Here is a 19418-nt window from a genome sequence, read left to right as displayed (position 1 = left end):
ATTATTTATTGGGTAAAAATTGGGTATTGAGAATGATAGCTACAAAAAAAGGCCTAAAAGTAGGGGGGTGTATTTAAGTTATCTCTAAATCGTGCATAATCCCACCATGACTTCTACTCCATCCCTTAAAAAAACCTTACAACTCAATAATCAACAATTGCAGCAGCAATTTGAAGATGGAGTTGAAATTCAGGACATTCTCAAGCAACGCAGCCAGACTATTGATGGTTTATTGCAATCGATGTGGTCCCAGCAAAATAGTGGTAATGCTAATGATTCACTCTCCGCCGCCTTAGTTGCCGTGGGTGGTTATGGCAGAGAGGAAATGCATCCTGCTTCTGATGTTGATCTATTGATTTTGTTAGCAACAGAGCCGAGCGCAGAAGAAGAAGCCAAGCTATCGGATTTTGTTACCCAGCTATGGGATTTAGGTCTGGAAATAGGGCACAGTGTACGAACTCTGGATGAGTGCGTAACAGAAGCGACGGATGATTTAACCGTGATTACGAATCTGATTGAGTCACGTTTTCTGTGTGGTAATGAAGACGTTTATCATCAGCTTAAAAATCTCATCTCCGTAGATAAAATCTGGAACAGTCAGGATTTTTTCAAAGCGAAAATCAAAGAACAGGAAGACCGTTATCTGCGCTATGGCGACACTGCTTACCGCGTGGAACCCAATTTGAAAGATGGCCCGGGTGGATTGCGTGATTTGCAAATGATCGGCTGGATTACATTGCGTGAATACGGTATCGGCTCGTTAAAAACGCTGAGTGATGCAAAAGATAATGACTTGCTCAACCCCAAAGAATACGAATCGCTCATCGAAGCACGAGATTTTCTCTGGAAAGTACGTTTTGCCTTACACCAGATAACGGGACGCAAAGAAGACAGACTGCTATTCGATCATCAGCGAGATCTCGCGCATGCATTCGGTTATACCAATGATGAGCACAATGAGTCGATTGAAGCGTTCATGCAGAGTTATTACAAAACCATTACGCAATTAGAACGACTTAATGAAATTCTACTGGGTTTACTCAGACAACGTATTTTATTGGAGAATCAGGCTGAGCCAATATCCATCAATAACTTTTACTGTAATCAGGGCGGCTATCTGGATTTGGCGCAAAAAGACTTATTCAGTAAGCAACCGCATACGATTCTTGAAGTTTTTCATATATTGCAAACAGTGCCTAATCTTAAAGGCTTAACGCCAGCAACTATTCGAGAATTGCGCCGTAATTTACATCTGGTAGATCAGGGTTTTCGCGATAATCCTCATAATAAACATATGTTTATTAATATTGTATCCGCTAATCACAGAGTGAATTTTGTCTTAAGACGAATGAATCGCTACGGGGTTCTGGCTGCGTATATTCCAGCTTTCGGTAATATTGTTGGTCGTATGCAGTATGACCTTTTTCATGCGTATACCGTGGATGATCACACCTTAAATGTGGTGCGTAACATCCGTGTCTTGAGTATCGAAAAGGGCGCCAAAGAACTCCCTTTCTGTCATGAGCTTTTCAAGCATATCGAGAAACCAATGCTGCTTGTTCTGGCGGGTATATTCCATGATATTGCAAAGGGTAGAGGCGGTAGCCATTCCGAATTAGGTGCTGTCGATGCGCTTGAATTCTGTCGCTCTCACGCGCTTAGCGAAGAAGATTCTCAGCTGGTTAGCTGGCTGGTAGAAAATCATCTGTTGATCAGTAGTATCGCGCAACGCAAAGATATTAATGACCCCGAAGTGATAAAAGATTTTGTGGAAGTTGTTGGTACTTTGGAACGGCTAGAATACTTACATATCTTAACTATTAGTGATATTAAGGGCACGAACCCAACGCTTCTAACCAGTTGGAAGCATTCATTGCTGATTGAATTATTTAAAAATACGCGAAAATATCTACAGAACGAAGTGGCTAAAACGGATAGTAACGAAGACATTATTGAGCGAGAAATACAGAGTAAGAAACAGGCTGTATTAGCCATGATTGCAGAAAATGGCATGGATCAGGCAGTCAGCGAACGATTCTGGAAGCGATTTGATGATGATTATTTTGTGCAATTTTCTGCTGAGAGACTTTTCTGGCATATCAAAGAAATTGCCGAAAATAAAAGTCTGCTAACTACTCAGAATACCTTGGTAGAAGATACAGAAGAAGCAATCATAAAAATTGCCGACAGCAGTGTTACCAAAAGCTCGGTATTGTTAATTTACACCAGAGATCGGTATGGACTGTTTGTAAAAATAACATCTGCGATAGAACAGCAATGTCTCAATACAGTTGGGGCGAGCATCACATCGACAAATGACGATTATGATTTGTTTACATTTTATTTGTTAGATAACGATGGCAAACCATTGAGTAGCTATGATGATAAACAACAGCTGTTAGATACGATTAAGAAAAATTTATCTCAAGAGCAACCTTCGTATAATTTCGATCATCATAGAATGCCAAGACAGTTAAAGCATTTTGACACTAAAACATCGGTTGAATTTAGCTTGAATACGCAGCATCAACAAACTGAAATATTGATCAATACTGCTGATGGTGCAGGCATTTTAACCAGAATTGGTGAGGTATTTACCCAGTATGGGATCAATATTCATAATGCGCGAATTGCGACATTAGGTGAAATTGCCGAAGATATTTTCCTTGTAACCACAAACAGCGGAAAGCCTGTTACTTCAGAAGAAAAACAGGCGGAGTTGGAAGCAGCATTGATTCAGAAACTAGATTCCTGAACCAAGGGTCATGAATCAAAGGTTATGAATCAAAGGTTATGAATCAAAGGTCTGTTAAATACTCGTTGGCGTAGTGTTCAAGCTGTAAATAGAATCATTGAGTGGCATCGCTTCTAATTCTAGTTGCTGATGGAATTCAGATCCTAGGGGAGCGCCAAGCAAAGAAGCTTCTAAATCCTGTCTCGCACTTTCTTCAACAGCCGATTCAAGACTAGAAGTATCTAAATCTGTCCAGAAGTCATTTGCAGTCACATCGTAATTAAACGAAACGCGATTTAAGCCACCCATATTTTGTGGCTGTTCAACTTCAACCGATTGCGGCTGATTTTGAATTTGATTCTTATCTGTTCTGTAGTCTTTGTTTTTAAAAGACTGTTCCAGAGAATATAAATTATTGCGGGGACTGCTTCGAACAGGGCTGCTTATATGAACCTTGTTATGTACAGCATTAGCAACGGCTTTAAGTTTTAATGGATTTTGTAGAAAGCCAAATATAGATGCGATTCCCAAAACCAGGGCCACAGCCGCCACAGAATAAAAGAGTGGTGATGCTAATGTGTCCTTAAAGCCTGTTGTGCTATATACCTTTGGCTCACGAAAGCCTTCGTTAACGGTATGCTTTTGATTATTCATTGCTCATTCTCTCAAATCATTTTATTTTTATTTTTAAGAGCGTAAAACGGGTTTTGTCTTTAACTAAGAATTATCTAAACCGGAATGCTCTTTCACTTAAAAATAGACAATTATCTATCTTATTTCAATGATTTTACGCCTAACGGCTGAGCCTAAGCTGAATGAGAGTGATTTTAAGCAATTATTTATGTCCTTATTTGATGTAATTATTTAACATTTTTTCTTTTGAATAGCGGCGAGAAATCCGCGTTGAATATTGAGTTCGCTTCGTGTCATGCCAGATCGGGAATAGAGGCGTCTTAAACGGGTCATCAAGTGTTTGGGGTTTTCCGGGTCTAAAAATTCAACGTCTTCCATGACTTGTTTTAAATGCTGATAAAAACCATCAAGTTCTTCTGATGTAACCCATTCATCTTCCTGCTCTTTTTCTGATTTTTCTTTGGCGATAAGGGGGGCTGTAGGGCTGTCTTTTAATGCAGCGACTCGGCATTCATAAGCCAGTAACTGAACCGCAGATGCGACATTCAAAGAACTGTAATCAGGATTAGTAGGAATGTGTACCAAATGCTGGCAAACCGCGAGTTCATCGTTTGTAAGTCCAGAACTCTCGCGACCAAATAACAACGCGACTTTAGCTTTGACGGCGTGTTGCGCAAGGGTTTCTCCACATTCCCGAGAATCTTGAATATCCCAGCTCAAGGTTCGCTCATGTCTGGCACTGCTCCCTACCACTAATTGGCAATCGGCTATCGCTTCGGCTAAGGTTGATACGACGGTGGCATTGTCTAGAATATCAGTGGCATTAGCAGACATTGCATTGGCTTGTTCATCAGGAAAAGACTTGGGATTTACCAAATAGAGATCAGATAACCCCATTACTTTCATGGCACGTGCTGCAGCGCCAATATTTCCTGGATGAGACGTGTGAATCATAACAATTCTGATGTTATCTAATGGCTTGTCGTTCATCTTAAATTCCTCAATAGAACAGCACACTTTATGCTGTAGTATGACTAAGTCAGGAACAATATAGCAATAGATCGCATTTTGATAATTTAATTAGCAATAGAAGGCGATCAACTGGGGAATTTAGGATCGTTTTCTGTTAGACTCTCGCGGCTGAAATAATCTCAGTAATTATCTATTAAGATAATACCGAGATAACTATAAAATTGTTTGATCTGATGAACTACTATTTACGGAAATTGTTATGAATCCTATGTTAAATATGGCTATTAAAGCCGCCCACGAAGCTGGCGACATCATTGCGCGCAGTGCCGATAGGATCGACCAGTTACAGATCGAAAACAAAGACAAAAATGATTTTGTTTCTGAAATAGATCGCGCTGCAGAAGATACTATTATCGGTATTTTGAAAAAAGCGTATCCGGATCATAGCTTTATCGGCGAAGAGAGCGGAAAAATAGAAGGTACTTCTAAAGAATACGAATGGATTATTGATCCTCTCGATGGAACTACAAATTTCCTTTACGGTGTACCACATTACGCGGTTTCAATCGCACTTAAGAAAAATGGAAAAATCGATCAAGGTGTTGTTTACGACCCGATGAGAGATGATTTATTCCATGCATCACGAGGTGGTGGCGCATTTTTAAATAATCGTCGCATTCGTGTTTCTAAACGTTTGTCGTTAGAAAATGCATTGCTGGGAACCGGAATTCCATACCGTCCAGATCAAGCTGAAATCGTTGATACTTACCAGCTAACAATGAAAGCGTTGATGCTGAATACAGCTGGCGTTAGACGAGCAGGTTCTGCTTCGCTAGACCTGGCGTATGTTGCAGCAGGTCGATACGATGGTTTCTGGGAATTCGGATTACAAGAATGGGATATCGCTGCAGGTGTGCTATTAGTGCAAGAAGCAGGTGGTCTTGTTGGTGATATGCAAGGTGGCGAAACGCATTTGAAGTCGGGTGATATTGTTGCGGCAAACCCAAAAGTATTCAAAGATATGATCAAACGCCTACATGGCGTGCTTAAATAAGCTGTTCTTAGCTTAAAAGCGCGCTTATCTAAAAAGTGCGCTTAGCTAAAAAGTGCTCGGCGAATAAGAATACTTAAATAATATTTAACTTAAAAAATACTATTATTCGCGGGCAAAATTTAAATATCCAACTACAATAGATGAATTAAAACCCACCCCCCTACTTAGGGGGCGTTTTTATTTTCAGAATTTATATGGTGTTTGTATAAGCCATTCTTTAGTAGCTATTTATTATGTTCGAAACTTACATTCTAGCGCTAACAACATTCTTCGCCACTGTCGGACCTATCGACGTGGCTGCTGTATTTGCGGGGTTAACGTCCCAGAGAAGTGCGCGCACTAAAAGTAAAATAGCTTTAAAAGGCGTGTTGATTGCTACCTGTATTCTTCTAGCGTTTGCTTTTCTTGGCGAAGCTATATTGAGTTCCCTGGGTATTACGCTGCCTGCATTACGCGTGGCTGGTGGTATCTTATTATTATTGATCGGCATTGATATGGTCTTTGCCCGACATTCTGGCGGTACTTCTGCAACAGAAGATGAGGTTGAAGAAGCCGAGACCAGTCACGATATCAGTGTGTTTCCCGTCGCTACTCCGCTTATAGCCGGTCCTGGTGCAATGGGTGCAGTTATTCTATTGATGGCCAATGTTCAGGGTGATATTGCACAACAAAGTATGGTTGTTTTAGGTCTGCTAAGCATCATGCTAATTACCTATATTTCACTGATTGGTGCGAGCCAGTTACATCGCTTTATTGGTGTTACCGGTTTGCAAGTAATCACTCGTGTTTTCGGCGTTATTCTTTGCGCATTAGCCGTTCAGTTCATGTTTGATGGCATCAAAAATAGTGGTTTGATCTCATAACTGAAAACCCTGATTTGTTCACTTTGATTAGTTTTATCTACATATAACTAAGCATAAATAAGAAGCAGGTACCTTAATCAAAGAGAAGTAATCGCTCTATGCAATCCCATAACATCGCCCTTGGTGCCTTTTTAATCATTCTGGCAGAACTGGCAATTCTGGCCACAGGGATGATAATTAAAACCATATCTACTGAAGTATCCATAGAGCAAATCGTATTCATCCGAAATTTTGTTGGCCTATTAATATTAGTGCCATGGCTAATGAGGAAGGGTATTTCAAGACTTCATACCAAGCATATCGGTCTGCACATCGCTAGAAGTGTGGTTGGTTTGTCGGCAATGGTTTGTTTGTTTTACTCGTGGGGGCATTTGCCGCTGGCGCAAGCATCCTTATTGAAACAGACGTCGCCGATTTTTATTCCGATTTTTGCCTTTTTCTGGATCAAAGAAAGTATTGGTTTGAAAACGATTATCGCCATCATAGTTGGATTTCTTGGTGTTGTATTAATCATTAATCCAGGCGCGGGAGAATTCAATCTGGTCGTTTTATTGGCATTAGTTGGGGCGATGCTGGCAGGACTTGCTAAGGTTATTATTCGTAAAATGACCGCCACAGAAACACCGGGACGAATCGTGTTTTACTTCGCACTGATTGGGACCTTGGTCTCAGCAATTCCAGCGCTGCTAAACTGGGTGAGTTTAAGCTGGATTCAACTAGCTTCGTTAGCGGGTATTGCAATCTTCTCAACCATAGGACAATTAGCGTTGAGCAAAGCTTACAGTCATGCGCCTGCTGGCCAACTTGGTCCTTATACTTATACCGCAGTTGCTTTTGCCGCTTTATTTGGTTGGATAATCTGGGATGAGGTTCTGGATTATAAAACCATCATTGGCATCATAATTATTGTATTTGCAGGTGTTTTGGCGATGACTGATAGACGAATCAGTCGGATTAAAGCAGAACAAAAACAGATAGTATTCGATAAAAACAAATAAACCCACCTCCCCACTTACGGGCAGTTTTTTTTAAAAAAGTGCCCGTAAGTGGGGAGGTGGGTTTCTATTCAATTAGTCTGTTTATTTAATCTGTTTATTTAGGGCACTATCACTCTAGTTCTAATGACAGATAAACCTGAAATGCATTGCGTCTATTAGCGGCTTCGAACGCAGGTAATTCTGCGTACTTTGACCAATCTACTTCTTCGTAGGCTTCATCAAAATCAATCATCTCTTCCACGGCAATCGCCATTTTTTCACGCATATAGGCTAAATACTCTCGCGTCAATGTAATTGCTTTTTGCGGATCTTTTGCGGCAGGGCCATGGCCGGGAACCAAGGCTGTTACCTGATTGGTTTCCAGACTTTGTAATGTTTCTAGCCAGTGTTTTGTATGGTTTCCTATAAAGGGCACACGACCTTCGAACAGGATATCACCAGTAAAAAGCACCTTGTCGTTTTCAACAAATAGCGTTAAATCAGCATCAGAGTGGGCTTTGCCAATGATATTGATGGTGAAATCAATATTGCCGACAGTGAATTTTTCCGTATCATCAAGAATCTTATCGGGTTTAACGATGTAGGTGTTTTCATTCACCCAGGGGTCCAGTGAAAACTGTCTTTCTTCCAGACGGCTACTGGCAACTTCCGAGTCGATGTATTCATAAATACCATCTGGCGCAATAATTTCTGCGCCTTGTTCCTTAAATACCTGCAAGCCATAAATATGATCAGCGTGATAATGGCTGACAACCACTTTAACGATAGGTTGATCCGTTATTTCACGTATTTTCTGCAGTAGCTTATTCGCTAAAGAAGGTGTTCCCAGCGCATCAAATAACACCACGCCAGCATCTGTGATTACTACGCCTGCATTTGAGATAAAACCTGCATTATCAGTAGCGATCCCCGCTTTACCTTGGACGTAATAGCTGTGTTCGCCAACTTTGACTAACTCCATTGCAACATCTACATCGGCATATTTAGATTTGTTATCTGCAGTTGTAGAAGAAGTAGTTGTAGAAGCAGCCGAAGACGTTGCCGCATTGGCATTGCTCACCGGCATAAATTTGGTTTTACAATAACTGCCAATGACAACACTACTAATCACCATTGCGGTAAATAGGTAAAAAACCGAACGTGAATGCTTTAGTTTCATGCGTTGTCCTTTGGCTAGTTTAATTTATGCTGTTGTCTGACTCATGGTAAATTCAAGCAGATGGCGTTCACCATCGACGAAAGGGACCTCCATCGAATGCAATTGCGTTAAAGTATATTTTTTCGGAATATACTGTAATTCACCTGTTGGGTATTGTCCCTTCATGGCATACAACGTTCCGCCTGAGGCTAACTGATCTGATGAGCCTTCTAGGAAGTCAAATACCGAGGCAAAGGCACGGCTAATAATCGCATCGTATTTAATCTCAGAATCTAAACTTTCAATACGCGCTTGAGAAACCTTGGCATTTTTCAAACCCAGCTCAATAATCGCCTGTTGAATAAATCGCGTTTTTTTACCGTTGGTATCGACAGCCATAAATTCACGATCCGGCTGCATAATCGCTAGCGGAATAGTAGGCAAACCTGCGCCACTACCGACATCCAAACAGTTATCGCCTTTAATGAAATCAGCGACCACAAGGCTATCGAAAATATGCAATGGAATCATATCCTGAATCTCACGCACTGCTGTGAGGTTGTAGGTTTTATTCCAACGATTGAGTAACTCAACGTATTGCTTTAACTGAGCTAATTGAGACTCATCAGGCTGGCAACCGAGTTGCTCTAGCCCTTGTTCCCAGAGTTGATCGTGCGACATTTTTTATAAATTCTCTTCTAAGATCGAGTATCAGCTAGCTTTCTGGTAACGGTGTTTCTTCAGATGTACCATCAAAATCGAAATAGTCGCTGGTGTAATGCCAGGGATACGCGAAGCTTGTCCAATCGTCGTAGGCTTTTGATCTTGTAGCTTTTGTAATGCTTCATTTGAAAGGCCGCCTTTGATCGTTGAATAATCAAAATCATCGGGTAGAACCGTCTCTTCATGATTTTTCTGTTTATCAATTTCAAGCTGTTGGCGATCGATATAACCCGCGTATTTAAACTGTACTTCGACTTGTTCCGCAACTTTTGGGTCTTCAACCGCTGGACCAAACTTGTCGATAGACATTAAGTCAGCATAGCTAACATTTGGGCGTCGTAGTAGTTCGTTTAGGCGGTATTCGCGACTTAAAGAGCCTTTGAAAATGCGCTCGTTTTGTTCTGTATTGACATCAGCAGGGTGCATAACGGTGTCGCGCAAACGTTGCATTTCGATTTCAACTTGCTCGCGTTTGATGTTGAATGCGCGCCAGCGTTCTTCGTCAACAAGGCCAATCTTGTAACCAATTTCAGTTAAACGTAAATCTGCATTGTCTTCACGCAATAACAGACGATGCTCAGCACGGCTGGTAAACATACGGTAAGGCTCTTGCGTACCGTGGGTGATTAAGTCATCAACCATTACGCCGATATAGGCTTCACTGCGTTTCGGGAACCATGAATCTTTGCCCTGAACTTGGAGTGCTGCGTTAGTCGCTGCAAGCAAGCCCTGAGCGCCAGCTTCTTCATAGCCGGTTGTGCCATTGATTTGACCTGCAAAAAACAAGCCATCAATAAATTTGGTTTCAAGCGTTGGCTTAAGATCACGTGGATCAAAAAAGTCGTATTCAATCGCGTAACCCGGTCGAGTGATATGAGCGTTTTGAAAGCCTTCTATAGAGCGAATAAATTCAAACTGCACATCAAACGGCATACTCGTTGAAATACCATTAGGGTAGATTTCGTAGGTATTTAAACCTTCAGGCTCGATGAATATCTGGTGACTGTCTTTATCTGCAAAGCGCACGATCTTGTCTTCGATAGAAGGACAATAGCGCGGCCCAACCCCATCGATTACACCGGAATATAGGGGCGAACGATCAAGGCTCGCACGAATGATGTCGTGCGTGCGCGAATTGGTGTATGTGATATGACAAGAAATTTGCTCTGGATGATCTTCCTTTTTTCCCATGTATGAAAATGTAGGAATAGGGGTATCGCCTGGCTGCTCTTGTAGTTTGCTGTAATCGATACTGCGCGAATCAATACGTGCAGGTGTTCCGGTTTTTAAACGGTCTACTCTAAACGGCATTTCGCGTAAACGATCAGCTAAAGCAATCGATGGTGGATCACCCATGCGTCCGCCAGAATGATTTTCCATACCGATGTGAATTTTACCACCAAGGAAAGTTCCTACTGTTAAAACCACTGCTTTGGCTTTGAACTTCAGCCCCATTTCGGTACTCACGCCAACCACTCGATCATTTTCAATAATTAAGTCGTCAACACCTTGCATAAAGATTTGCAGGTTTTCTTCGGCTTCGACCATTTTACGAATCGCCGCTTTGTACAAAGAGCGATCAGCTTGTGCACGTGTTGCACGAACCGCTGGGCCTTTACTGGCATTTAGTGTGCGAAACTGGATGCCGCCTTTATCAGCTGCATGTGCCATTGCACCACCCAGTGCATCGATTTCTTTTACGATATGGCCTTTACCGATACCGCCGATGGCAGGGTTACAACTCATCTGTCCAATGGTTTCAATATTATGGGTGAGTAATAATGTTTTCAGTCCCATGCGCGCAGGCGCAAGAGCAGCTTCAGTGCCGGCGTGACCGCCGCCGATGATAATGACATCGAAAGATTCTGTATAGAACATAGTAGGAGCAGATGTTAAAGTTAATTAGCAGAGCATTATATAGTAAACACTCTTGTTTTGAAAAATACCTTATACTCTCTAATACCTAATCTAGCGCGATTTACGTAAATTCATGAAGCAAAAGGATAATAAGAAAATACCAGCAGCGCTGATTGAAACATTACCGAATGAAATAGCGGCTGAAAATGCCGAATTTATTCCACAACGTTTTGCAGACAGTACCCATGATTTATGGCGTTTGAAATCTACACAGGGTAATTATTTTCTGAAAGTGTGCAGCAATACTGAATCGCCTTTCTGGCAGATTATGCAGCAGCTTTTTGGAGTTGATTTACGGAACGATATTGCAAGCTTCAACACCTTATATGGGCATATTTCATCACTGTCCTCACTAAAAATACCTGAACTGATTCAATCCCAAAGCAGCAGGCAACATGGGTCGTATATTTTAACGCCTGAAGTAGATGGTTTAGTCCCGGATAATTCAAAAATCAGCGTTGGAATGGTTGAGCAACTGGCTCAGCATCTAGCGAATCTCCATCAAGATCGACAGAATAATTGGGGGTCAATACATCAACCAATATATAACAGTGGTCATTGGAAACAACGTCTGAGAGATACTCTAGAAAAAAGTGCTCATAAGTGGGGGGGGGACAAAACTACAGACAATGCATATCTGAATGCTGCGTTAGACGCATGTGAGCAGTTAAATGTTAATGAATTTGTTCCTGTGATGCCAGATTTGCGCTGGGATCAATTTTTAATCACAAAGAACAATTTAGAATTGATTCTGCTAGATCTAGACGCGTTTGTATTGGCTCCGCGAGAACTGGATTTTGTGTTGCTGGAGTATTTGCTAGATCAACAACAATTTGAGTGTTTTGTTGAAGTCTATTCCAGACATCACACTATTCCTGAGCTGAAATATGCGCGTTCTGCTTATCGTTTATTGTTGTTTTATATGGAAGTGCTGGGCGAGCAGGATATTGATAAATGGATGAATCTCGAGCATCGCTTTTAAAAAAAGTGGTTTAAAGTAGGGGGGTGACTTAGCGAAATGCCAATAAAAAATTGGCTATTTAGTTCCCCATATTTTCGCAACCGCACGGTCAGTGCCTAAAGTGCCTATCACTAAACACAGTAAACCACCCAAAAAGAAAACTAAAAAAGGGATGATTGCACCCATTAATGAGCTAGCCAATCCGCCAGCAACCGTAACCAATGACAAGAGTATAAACAGGCAACCCACAACATTTAATATAGTTCTATGGGATTTTTTGTAGTTATAGGGGCCTTCTCCCGACTCAAATAATTTAAGAATAGGGGAAAGTAGTGTTCTAAACGATGATTTCATAAATAGTTTCAGTGATGCAATTGTAAGCCGAATAATACCTAGCGACTTGCAATATTGCGAATGCTAACTGATCGTTTCTTTAGGCAAAATGCAAATTGATTATTTACGAATCTGGAGTCAGTCTAAGCAAGCGTCCATTTCTTCCATCTTCCAGAACCCATATTGCGCCTTTAGGCCCTTGTTCAACTTCGCGAATGCGATTGTTCATGTCGAAGCGTTCGACTTCCTGAGCTTGGTCAGCGTCTATTTTAATACGAAGCAGCGACCTTGATCTTAGTCCGCCGATAAATGCATTGCCCTGCCATTCAGGAAATACCGAACCTGAATATATGATCAGTCCAGAAGGTGCAATCGTAGGCACCCAATATGCTTCGGGTGCATTGAATTCTGGGCGCGTGTCATGATCAGGGATGGGAATGCCGGAATAATTATCGCCCCAGGAAACAATCGGCCAACCATAGTTATCGCCACGAGTCGTCAGGTTTAATTCATCTCCGTCTCTTGGACCCATTTCGTGCGTCCACAGTTTGCCCTGTTTATCGAAAGATATACCCAGCATGTTTCGATGACCTAATGACCAAAAAGATTTTGCGAGATCGCCTTTGTTTTGAAAAGGGTTGTCTTTGGGTACCGAGCCGTCATCGTTTAATCGAATAACTTTGCCTAAATTTTGATTCCAGTCTTGTGCGGGTGTTTGTTTTTGTCGATCCCCCGAAGTGATGAATAGATATCCATTTGGGCTGAATGCCATTCGATGCGAATAATGACCACTGCCAGTAACTTTTGGAGTCTGTCGCCAAATAACCTCAAGGTTTTCCAGCTTAGGTTTGGTTGCAGGAAGTTGTAGCTTTGCTTTGGCAACAACAGCTCCTTTTTTCCCTGCTGAATCTTGCTCAGCATAGGATAAGTATACCCAATGGTTTTGCTGGTATTGAGGGTGAAGAATAATGTCACCCAAGCCACCTTGACCGCCATAAGCGACTTCGGGTAACCCTGCCACTTTAGTTTTAGAACCATTTTTGAGATTCACTAACAGTAACTTTCCTGCTTTTTCAGTGATTAATAGATTTTCATCAGATAGAAAAGTCATCGCCCAGGGTTGATTGAATTCTCCAAAGCTCTCGGCTTCGAGGCTAGAACTTTTATCACTTTTGAAAATATCATCAACAGCGTTGGCGAAACTACTCAATGAAAACAGAGCGAGTAACAGCGTTAAATTAGTCAGTAAACGAGGTGGTTGCATAATTCTCTCAAGGTTGAAATAGGTTTTTAAGTCCTGAAGACTCTATGTTCTCAGTAAAAATAGACTTCCAAGAAGTCTGTCAGTTCACTTTGGAGATGTTTAAATGTTGTACATGGACAATCTGCATTAGTGAAATTTAGGTCAGTGCGAAACGCATAAGAAGGTTTTTTTGGTTTTAAGAAAAGATCCCTAAACATGCCCAAAAGCTACATTCACTGCCAATACATAAGTAATGATCGTTGTTTTTAGTGCTTTTCTTTTTATCTGTGTCATCTATATTTACTGCCTCTTCTTTTTTCTTCTCAGCAGTTAAATGTAAATGCGCGTTTTTACATGCTTTAAACTGGGCAGAAATTTCGGGAAGTAAATTGCTTGGAGGTGAGTTTTGAATGATGGAATACACTCTGCTGGAACAAGAACCATTCTGATGAAGTACACCGTAGGCACAATTGAAACGTTTATGAGGCGAAACATATCTTTGGTAGAACGTAATTAAGCTTAAGAAAATTCTTCTCATGATTGCAGTCCTCTCTTTTTATTTATTTCTCTTTATTTATTTCACTTAATTATTGAATCCAGTGGGATTATTTTTAATGAGCACTTTTAGTTCTTTTAACTCATTCCGTATTAATTGAAGCTCATGCTTGGTTGAATCGTCTGTGATTTGTAGCTCACCAATAATATTCTCTTCTTCGGCTTCTTTCATTTCATTCATGGCATCAACAACGATGGCAATAATTAAATTAACGATAATAAATGTGGCCAGAAAGATAAAGGGCACAAAAAATACCCAGGCTAAAGGATAGGTTTCCATTACAGGGCGAACGATTCCCATCGACCAGGATTCGAGGGTCATGATCTGGAATAGGGTATAAAAGGATTCGCCTAATGTGCCGAACCACTGAGGAAATGTATCGCCAAAAAGCTGCGTTGACATAATCGCGAATATATAGAAAAACAGCGTTAGCAAGCCACCAATGGAGGCAATTCCGGGAATCACAGTGACTAAAGCGGTAGTGATTTTGCGCATTTGCGGTACTACTGATACCAAACGCAATAGTCTTAATACTCTTAAAATTCTCAGAATTTCAAATCCAGCACTGGCAGGCACTAAGGAGATAGCGACGATGAAAAAGTCGAATAAGGACCATGCGTCTTTGAAAAATGCTGATCTGTGAATATAGATTCTCAGTGAAACTTCGATGGTGAAAATGCTGATGACAAAGATGTTAAACCATTTAAAAAAACTGCCGTAATTTGCAGCCATTTGCTTCGATGTTTCAAGCCCCATGGTTATACCATTAAGGATAATCAGGCTGATAATGAAGTTCTGAAAGGTGGAGCTTTCGATGAATTTTTTAATAGAGTGATACATGTCTGCAGCGAGCTAAATGTTTAGGTGGGATTGGAACCTTACAACCTTATGTCGCTATAAGGTTCCAGAATCTAAAAGTTTCGAGGGTGCGGGTCTACTAAACTCAAAAGAGTAAGACGAAACCGATTAGAAGAGTTACTTCTCTACGATTTCTGTAGCGAGAATTTCTTCAAAACCAAGCCCAGTAAGACCATTAATAGTGCGCCATAGGTAATATAAAATCGCCATCATCATAATCATCGATGGGATCGCAATCATCGGGTAACTGTATAAAGTCAGTTGTCCGAGTTCTTCGTTAAAAGCGGTACTGCCAGAAGGGCTGGTGACGATCCATTTAGCCAGAACGTAATTCATGATTGCAGAAAAGACAAACGTTCCAGCAAACAGATAGTTAGCCTTCATCAAACGGTTTTCAAAAGCTGGCGTGCTGTTGCGTTCTTCGAGGTGTTGTTCAATTTTTTCCACATTCATTATTTTAGGATTGAACAACAGCGTTTTCACTAATGGGTAGCGCGTAAAGGTCGACGCTAATACAGCTATACCAATCACACTGGGCACAGCCGCTTCTTTAATCGCGAGCCATTTGTTATCTAATTCTAATAAACCAATGCCGCCGGTAAGAAGCACGCTGACTAAACCGAGTAGAGCGATAAAGTTAAATTTTCTGTATTTTACTAATTCGAAAATACCCCAGCCAAGTGGAAAGGCTAATGCAATGATGAGTGCGCCAGCTGCACCTAAATCGTTATCGCCACTGAATTTCATCAAAATTACAGAGGGTAAGATGATACTAACTAATAGATCAATTAAGGGGCGAGGCTTATGCTCGGGGGTATTACTCATAGTGGTTACTTTAAATTAGATTGATTATTGGTCTTATTATATAAAAATAAGGAACAGGATTAATAGTACATCCATTTATTATGGGTATAAATACGGAAAATAACAGTGAGATTATTGATTTTCTACTATTCAACGAATACTAGAAAAAGTGCCTAGCTCTTCATAAATTCCAAAATCGTTTTTTAAACAGCAAAATGAAAAGTCACTTAAAGTAGGGGGGTGACCTAAAGATTGATCTAATGACTTGAACTACATATAAGGATTTTCAGTGTTTGTTAAATCAGTTTCATCCAACGATTCTTTTAATGAATCTCGCCATTCTTTATACCCATAAATCGCCAGTATCAGATAAATACCAAACATTATAATCGTGACGTAAAAGCCCGTTTGCCAATACAGATAAATAGCTGCGGCATCTATGATTATCCAGTACAGCCAATTTTCCAGAATTTTTTGCGCCATCAACCAGGTATTGATCACAGAAAATACCATCACGGCAGAATCTAAAAAGGGGAGTCGGGTTCCGCTGCTGAGGTCGAGATAGTAACCAATGCCAATACTTAAGACACTGGCGATGACAATATACGCGATATGTTTTTGCCACCCCCATGTTTTAACTTTGAGAGTATCGTTATTATTACTGTGTTTAGTCCACAGCATAAAGCCGTAGATAGCCATCGCCATATAATAGAAATTAAGGATGGCCTGCATGGGAAGTTGGCCTTCCCAAAAGAGTACTGTATAAATCAGTGTACTGACAAATGCCGTTGGCCAGCACCAGATGGACTCTTTCGCTGCCAAAATCACATAGGCGATACCGAGAGTCGTGGCAAAAACTTCCCAGCCAGATAAGGCCAGGAAAGCTTCAACGATTGCATCTGTTGTCATAGCGATCTTCTTTTCAAGGAAACGCTATTACCAATCAACTTCTACATCCGCACGGTTAGTGCCAACAAATTTCATTACCATAGCCGAATGAGGCATCGCCGCAAAAACGTCCTTCATCTCTGCAGTAATCAATGCCATCACCGCGTCGTATTCACCATAAATCTGAGTGCTGAGTTGATTCTTTTTTACAGTGATCTTCGGGTTTGATTCTAGACCTTTAATAAACGCCAGAATAGGCTCAACGTATTCTTCTTTAAGCGGGTAAAGGCTGATATCTACTGAAATTTCCATAATGTATTCTCTTCAAGTATGAGGTTAAGTCTAGCTTAAAAGTCTAATGAAACGGTTAATCCAACAGTGCGTGGCTCGCCTTTTTGGGTGTACGTTTCAGTAATGTAACCATTGCCTGGATTGTTACCAAAGCTACCAAAACCTCTCACATCATAGTCTTTATCGGTTAGATTTCTACCCCATAATGTTGCTGTCCAATCACCTTTTTTATAACTCAAGTTAGCGTTTATCAGGCTGTAAGCTTTTGCTCTGGCGTTGTGACGATCAGAGAAGTAGAAGCCATCTTTGCCTTCAAGTGTTACACCAGCGGTTAATTTTGGCGTGATCGAGTATTCAGCACCCAGAGAATATTGGTAGTTAGGCGCGTGCGCCTGATCTCTTCCTGCCAAATCCAAGCCGTTTGCGGTACTTTGCGGGTCTGTGTATTCATCAAACTTGGCTTGTAACAGGCCTAGTGATGTCTTCAAGCGCCATTTGTCGTTCACTTTCCAGTCAAGTTCTGCTTCGATACCGTAGTTGCTGCCTTTTGCTGCATTACCAATATAGTCGGTGAAGTCGGTACTACCATCTTCACGAAGTTCAACAATAGAGCTTCTTACCTGCTGGTCTTTGCGTTTAGCGTAGAAAGCAGTAACGCGAGTGGTTAGGGCATCATCTAAGTAAGATGAGTTAACCCCGACTTCGAAATTCCACAGGTATTCTGTATCAAAATCGAGTAGATTCTCAGGCAACGTACCATCGGTATTTACACCGCCGGCTTTGTAACCACGAGAGATACTGGTGCTGGCCAAATGGTTGTCGTTGAGTTCATATTCCAGACCGAGTTTGCCGCCATGCAATGTTTCATCGACATTGATTTTGTTGTCGTTAGAATCGGTGTAATCGGCTTTCCATTTTTCTACACGCAAACCAGTGATGAGCTTAAGCTTGTCATTGATTTCAGTGTCTAATTGACCATAAAGCGCGGTGTTTTCAGTATCATACTGGCTTAGGAAATCGCTTTCTAAATAGGTGTACTTACGCGTTAGTCCTTCCTCTTTTTTGGCATGATATAAGCCTACAACCCAGTCCGTTTTATCATTGAATATACGTCCATCTTCATTAGAAAGTAGGCGTCCTTCTAGGCTGGTATTTTTGCGGTTACGTAGGTATTCATCGAAAGAACTATATGGATAAAGGTCTTCAGAGAACTGTCCAACATATCCCCAGTCTTCATCATAGCTATAACCAAGGTCTGAATCTGAGTAGCTTGCGCTGGCTTCAAGAGCCACTGAAGAGTTGATATCCAGCAATGCTTTTAAAGAGATAGCATCCGTTTTTTGCGTGTCTTTTCCTGGCTCATCACTCAATGTGGTGCGGCTATTATCAAATGTGAATGCGTCATAGCCGTTATCGATATCAAGGTGTAATACTTTTAGGTCGACGGTTAGGTCGTCATTTGCCAGCCATTTAAGGTGTCCGCGTCCGGTAAATTCATCACGGTTAGCCGTATCATCACGATCGAGGAAATCATTTTCCATGAAGCCATCTGATTGGTTGGTGTGTAATGAAAAACGCCCCAATAACTTATCTTTAATCAACGGTCCGCCAGCAGCTATTCCAAGGCTTTGCTTACCGTAGTTGCCTAAGGTTGCTTCAATCTTTCCTGAGCGTTCGTTGGTAGGTTCGGTAGAGTGAATATTGATAATACCAGCCAATGCATTTGCGCCGTATTTAGTGCCTTGTGGGCCACGAATTACTTCTATTTGATCGACATCAAACAGCGTTGCAGAACCACCACTGCGGCTGAAGTCCATACCGTCTATATACAAACCCACAGAAGGGTTGATCGGAGAAATAAACTGGCTGCGTTCACCAATACCACGAATCTGGAAATAACGAGAACGAGATGCGCCACTTGCCATATTGACGTTGGGTGCAGCATTCAAGGTGTCTTCAATATGCTGAGCGCCACGTTTGGTCAATTTTTCCTCAGTAACAACTGAAATACTCGCTGTGCTTTCTTCTAAAGTAGTAGGGCGGAAATCCGCTGTGACGGTCACTTCTTCGAGAACATCAGCGGCGTTTGCGCTAACGCCAGATAATAACGGTGCGAGAACTAGAATTGATGCGGATATGCTCGTTAATGCAAAAGAAAAACGTGCGGGCAGTTTGGCTTGTGATGGCACTTGAAATGGCATGCTGTACTCCTAAAAATAAAAATGGGGATAGGAGACATGCTTAGTAGATTCATAGCTTTAAATGACAAAGCTAGATCGAGAAAGACATTACCTATCCCTACGCTGGTATTATCCAGATCAGGTTCTTAGGGTCTTCCTCACGGAATCTCAGGTTACGTTGAATTTATTGAATTATATGATAATAAATACAACAACCACCCCCAGGCGATGGCGGTTAGTATAGTAGAGAACCTTGAAAGTGCAAGATTAAA

The 19418-nt window shown here is 41.3% G+C and carries 18 protein-coding genes and 1 riboswitch; of the genes, 5 read left to right on the top strand and 13 right to left on the bottom strand.

The window, feature by feature from the left end:
- Positions 1-106: 106 nt before the first annotated feature.
- Positions 107-2755 (top strand): [protein-PII] uridylyltransferase, encoded by a 2649-nt coding sequence (gene glnD, locus OO007_RS18020; RefSeq protein ID WP_325809851.1) that lies wholly within the window; start codon positions 107-109, stop codon positions 2753-2755.
- A 54-nt stretch (positions 2756-2809) separates the two neighbouring features.
- Here glnD and OO007_RS18015 read toward each other — a convergent pair whose 3' ends face one another.
- The gene (locus OO007_RS18015; protein ID WP_325809850.1) at positions 2810-3388 is read right to left on the bottom strand and encodes a hypothetical protein; all 579 of its coding nucleotides are present in this window, start codon (positions 3386-3388) and stop codon (positions 2810-2812) included.
- Positions 3389-3598: 210 nt separating this feature from the next.
- The gene (gene trmJ, locus OO007_RS18010; RefSeq protein WP_325809849.1) at positions 3599-4357 is read right to left on the bottom strand and encodes a tRNA (cytosine(32)/uridine(32)-2'-O)-methyltransferase TrmJ; all 759 of its coding nucleotides are present in this window, start codon (positions 4355-4357) and stop codon (positions 3599-3601) included.
- A 241-nt stretch (positions 4358-4598) separates the two neighbouring features.
- Between trmJ and OO007_RS18005 the strand changes: the two genes are divergently transcribed.
- The 3 genes from OO007_RS18005 (at position 4599) to OO007_RS17995 (ending at position 7254) form a co-directional block, all read left to right on the top strand.
- Positions 4599-5393: an inositol monophosphatase family protein gene (locus OO007_RS18005; RefSeq protein WP_325809848.1), complete on the top strand. Its 795-nt coding sequence runs from the start codon at positions 4599-4601 to the stop codon at positions 5391-5393.
- 233 nt (positions 5394-5626) lie between these two features.
- Entirely contained in the window at positions 5627-6256 is a 630-nt protein-coding gene (locus tag OO007_RS18000; RefSeq protein WP_131903959.1) for a MarC family protein, read from the top strand.
- A 98-nt stretch (positions 6257-6354) separates the two neighbouring features.
- Complete coding sequence (locus OO007_RS17995) at positions 6355-7254, top strand: DMT family transporter (protein ID WP_325809847.1); 900 nt, start codon at positions 6355-6357, stop codon at positions 7252-7254.
- A gap of 109 nt (positions 7255-7363) precedes the next feature.
- On the opposite strand, the gene OO007_RS17990 is transcribed toward OO007_RS17995, so the two are convergent.
- The 3 genes from OO007_RS17990 to mnmG are packed head-to-tail and all read right to left on the bottom strand — an operon-like array spanning position 7364 to position 10993.
- Positions 7364-8413, bottom strand: a complete 1050-nt coding sequence (locus tag OO007_RS17990; protein WP_325809846.1) for an MBL fold metallo-hydrolase — start codon at positions 8411-8413, stop codon at positions 7364-7366.
- Positions 8414-8437: 24 nt separating this feature from the next.
- Positions 8438-9073, bottom strand: coding sequence for a 16S rRNA (guanine(527)-N(7))-methyltransferase RsmG (gene rsmG, locus OO007_RS17985; RefSeq protein WP_325809845.1), 636 nt, complete (start codon positions 9071-9073; stop codon positions 8438-8440).
- A gap of 30 nt (positions 9074-9103) precedes the next feature.
- Entirely contained in the window at positions 9104-10993 is a 1890-nt protein-coding gene (gene mnmG, locus OO007_RS17980) for a tRNA uridine-5-carboxymethylaminomethyl(34) synthesis enzyme MnmG (RefSeq protein WP_325809844.1), read from the bottom strand.
- A gap of 112 nt (positions 10994-11105) precedes the next feature.
- On the opposite strand from mnmG, the gene OO007_RS17975 reads away from it, so the two are divergent.
- The gene (locus OO007_RS17975) at positions 11106-12014 is read left to right on the top strand and encodes a hypothetical protein (protein WP_325809843.1); all 909 of its coding nucleotides are present in this window, start codon (positions 11106-11108) and stop codon (positions 12012-12014) included.
- A gap of 54 nt (positions 12015-12068) precedes the next feature.
- On the opposite strand, the gene OO007_RS17970 is transcribed toward OO007_RS17975, so the two are convergent.
- The 8 genes from OO007_RS17970 to OO007_RS17935 all read right to left on the bottom strand — a co-directional run bounded on the left by OO007_RS17970 (position 12069) and on the right by OO007_RS17935 (position 19167).
- Positions 12069-12347: a hypothetical protein gene (locus tag OO007_RS17970; RefSeq protein ID WP_325809842.1), complete on the bottom strand. Its 279-nt coding sequence runs from the start codon at positions 12345-12347 to the stop codon at positions 12069-12071.
- Between the two features lie 103 nt (positions 12348-12450).
- Positions 12451-13590 carry a PQQ-dependent sugar dehydrogenase gene (locus tag OO007_RS17965; protein WP_325809841.1) on the bottom strand — a complete coding sequence of 380 codons (1140 nt, stop codon included), beginning with the start codon at positions 13588-13590 and terminating at the stop codon, positions 12451-12453.
- A gap of 175 nt (positions 13591-13765) precedes the next feature.
- Entirely contained in the window at positions 13766-14107 is a 342-nt protein-coding gene (gene yidD / locus OO007_RS17960) for a membrane protein insertion efficiency factor YidD (protein WP_325809840.1), read from the bottom strand.
- 45 nt (positions 14108-14152) lie between these two features.
- On the bottom strand, positions 14153-14965 hold the full coding sequence (locus OO007_RS17955; RefSeq protein WP_325809839.1) for an ion transporter: 813 nt from the start codon (positions 14963-14965) through the stop codon (positions 14153-14155).
- A gap of 135 nt (positions 14966-15100) precedes the next feature.
- Entirely contained in the window at positions 15101-15808 is a 708-nt protein-coding gene (locus OO007_RS17950; RefSeq protein ID WP_131903949.1) for a VC0807 family protein, read from the bottom strand.
- A 249-nt stretch (positions 15809-16057) separates the two neighbouring features.
- On the bottom strand, positions 16058-16696 hold the full coding sequence (gene pnuC / locus OO007_RS17945) for a nicotinamide riboside transporter PnuC (RefSeq protein ID WP_325809838.1): 639 nt from the start codon (positions 16694-16696) through the stop codon (positions 16058-16060).
- A 27-nt stretch (positions 16697-16723) separates the two neighbouring features.
- A complete protein-coding gene (locus OO007_RS17940) occupies positions 16724-16987 on the bottom strand; it encodes a YkoF family thiamine/hydroxymethylpyrimidine-binding protein (protein WP_131903947.1) in 264 nt (87 codons plus the stop codon).
- Positions 16988-17022: 35 nt separating this feature from the next.
- Entirely contained in the window at positions 17023-19167 is a 2145-nt protein-coding gene (locus OO007_RS17935) for a TonB-dependent receptor (RefSeq protein ID WP_325809837.1), read from the bottom strand.
- A 76-nt stretch (positions 19168-19243) separates the two neighbouring features.
- Positions 19244-19379, bottom strand: a riboswitch (TPP riboswitch).
- Positions 19380-19418 lie beyond the last annotated feature (39 nt).

Source organism: Cocleimonas sp. KMM 6892 (assembly GCF_035798195.1).
Classification (GTDB): Bacteria; Pseudomonadota; Gammaproteobacteria; order Thiotrichales; family Thiotrichaceae; genus Cocleimonas; species Cocleimonas flava.
Note: the sequence above shows the minus strand (reverse complement) of the source record. Positions and strands in the feature narration are given on the sequence as shown.

Bases quoted from the DNA above. Each gene is read 5' to 3' on its own strand.
- mnmG (WP_325809844.1), bottom strand. From the start codon at position 10,993: ATGTTCTATACAGAATCTTTCGATGTCATTATCATCGGCGGCGGTCAC.
- OO007_RS17940 (WP_131903947.1), bottom strand. From the start codon at position 16,987: ATGGAAATTTCAGTAGATATCAGCCTTTACCCGCTTAAAGAAGAATAC.
- OO007_RS18015 (WP_325809850.1), bottom strand. From the start codon at position 3,388: ATGAATAATCAAAAGCATACCGTTAACGAAGGCTTTCGTGAGCCAAAG.
- OO007_RS17955 (WP_325809839.1), bottom strand. From the start codon at position 14,965: ATGTATCACTCTATTAAAAAATTCATCGAAAGCTCCACCTTTCAGAAC.
- OO007_RS17950 (WP_131903949.1), bottom strand. From the start codon at position 15,808: ATGAGTAATACCCCCGAGCATAAGCCTCGCCCCTTAATTGATCTATTA.
- rsmG (WP_325809845.1), bottom strand. From the start codon at position 9,073: ATGTCGCACGATCAACTCTGGGAACAAGGGCTAGAGCAACTCGGTTGC.
- OO007_RS17995 (WP_325809847.1), top strand. From the start codon at position 6,355: ATGCAATCCCATAACATCGCCCTTGGTGCCTTTTTAATCATTCTGGCA.
- OO007_RS18005 (WP_325809848.1), top strand. From the start codon at position 4,599: ATGAATCCTATGTTAAATATGGCTATTAAAGCCGCCCACGAAGCTGGC.
- OO007_RS17935 (WP_325809837.1), bottom strand. From the start codon at position 19,167: ATGCCATTTCAAGTGCCATCACAAGCCAAACTGCCCGCACGTTTTTCT.
- pnuC (WP_325809838.1), bottom strand. From the start codon at position 16,696: ATGACAACAGATGCAATCGTTGAAGCTTTCCTGGCCTTATCTGGCTGG.
- OO007_RS17970 (WP_325809842.1), bottom strand. From the start codon at position 12,347: ATGAAATCATCGTTTAGAACACTACTTTCCCCTATTCTTAAATTATTT.
- OO007_RS17965 (WP_325809841.1), bottom strand. From the start codon at position 13,590: ATGCAACCACCTCGTTTACTGACTAATTTAACGCTGTTACTCGCTCTG.
- yidD (WP_325809840.1), bottom strand. From the start codon at position 14,107: ATGAGAAGAATTTTCTTAAGCTTAATTACGTTCTACCAAAGATATGTT.
- glnD (WP_325809851.1), top strand. From the start codon at position 107: ATGACTTCTACTCCATCCCTTAAAAAAACCTTACAACTCAATAATCAA.
- OO007_RS18000 (WP_131903959.1), top strand. From the start codon at position 5,627: ATGTTCGAAACTTACATTCTAGCGCTAACAACATTCTTCGCCACTGTC.
- trmJ (WP_325809849.1), bottom strand. From the start codon at position 4,357: ATGAACGACAAGCCATTAGATAACATCAGAATTGTTATGATTCACACG.
- OO007_RS17990 (WP_325809846.1), bottom strand. From the start codon at position 8,413: ATGAAACTAAAGCATTCACGTTCGGTTTTTTACCTATTTACCGCAATG.
- OO007_RS17975 (WP_325809843.1), top strand. From the start codon at position 11,106: ATGAAGCAAAAGGATAATAAGAAAATACCAGCAGCGCTGATTGAAACA.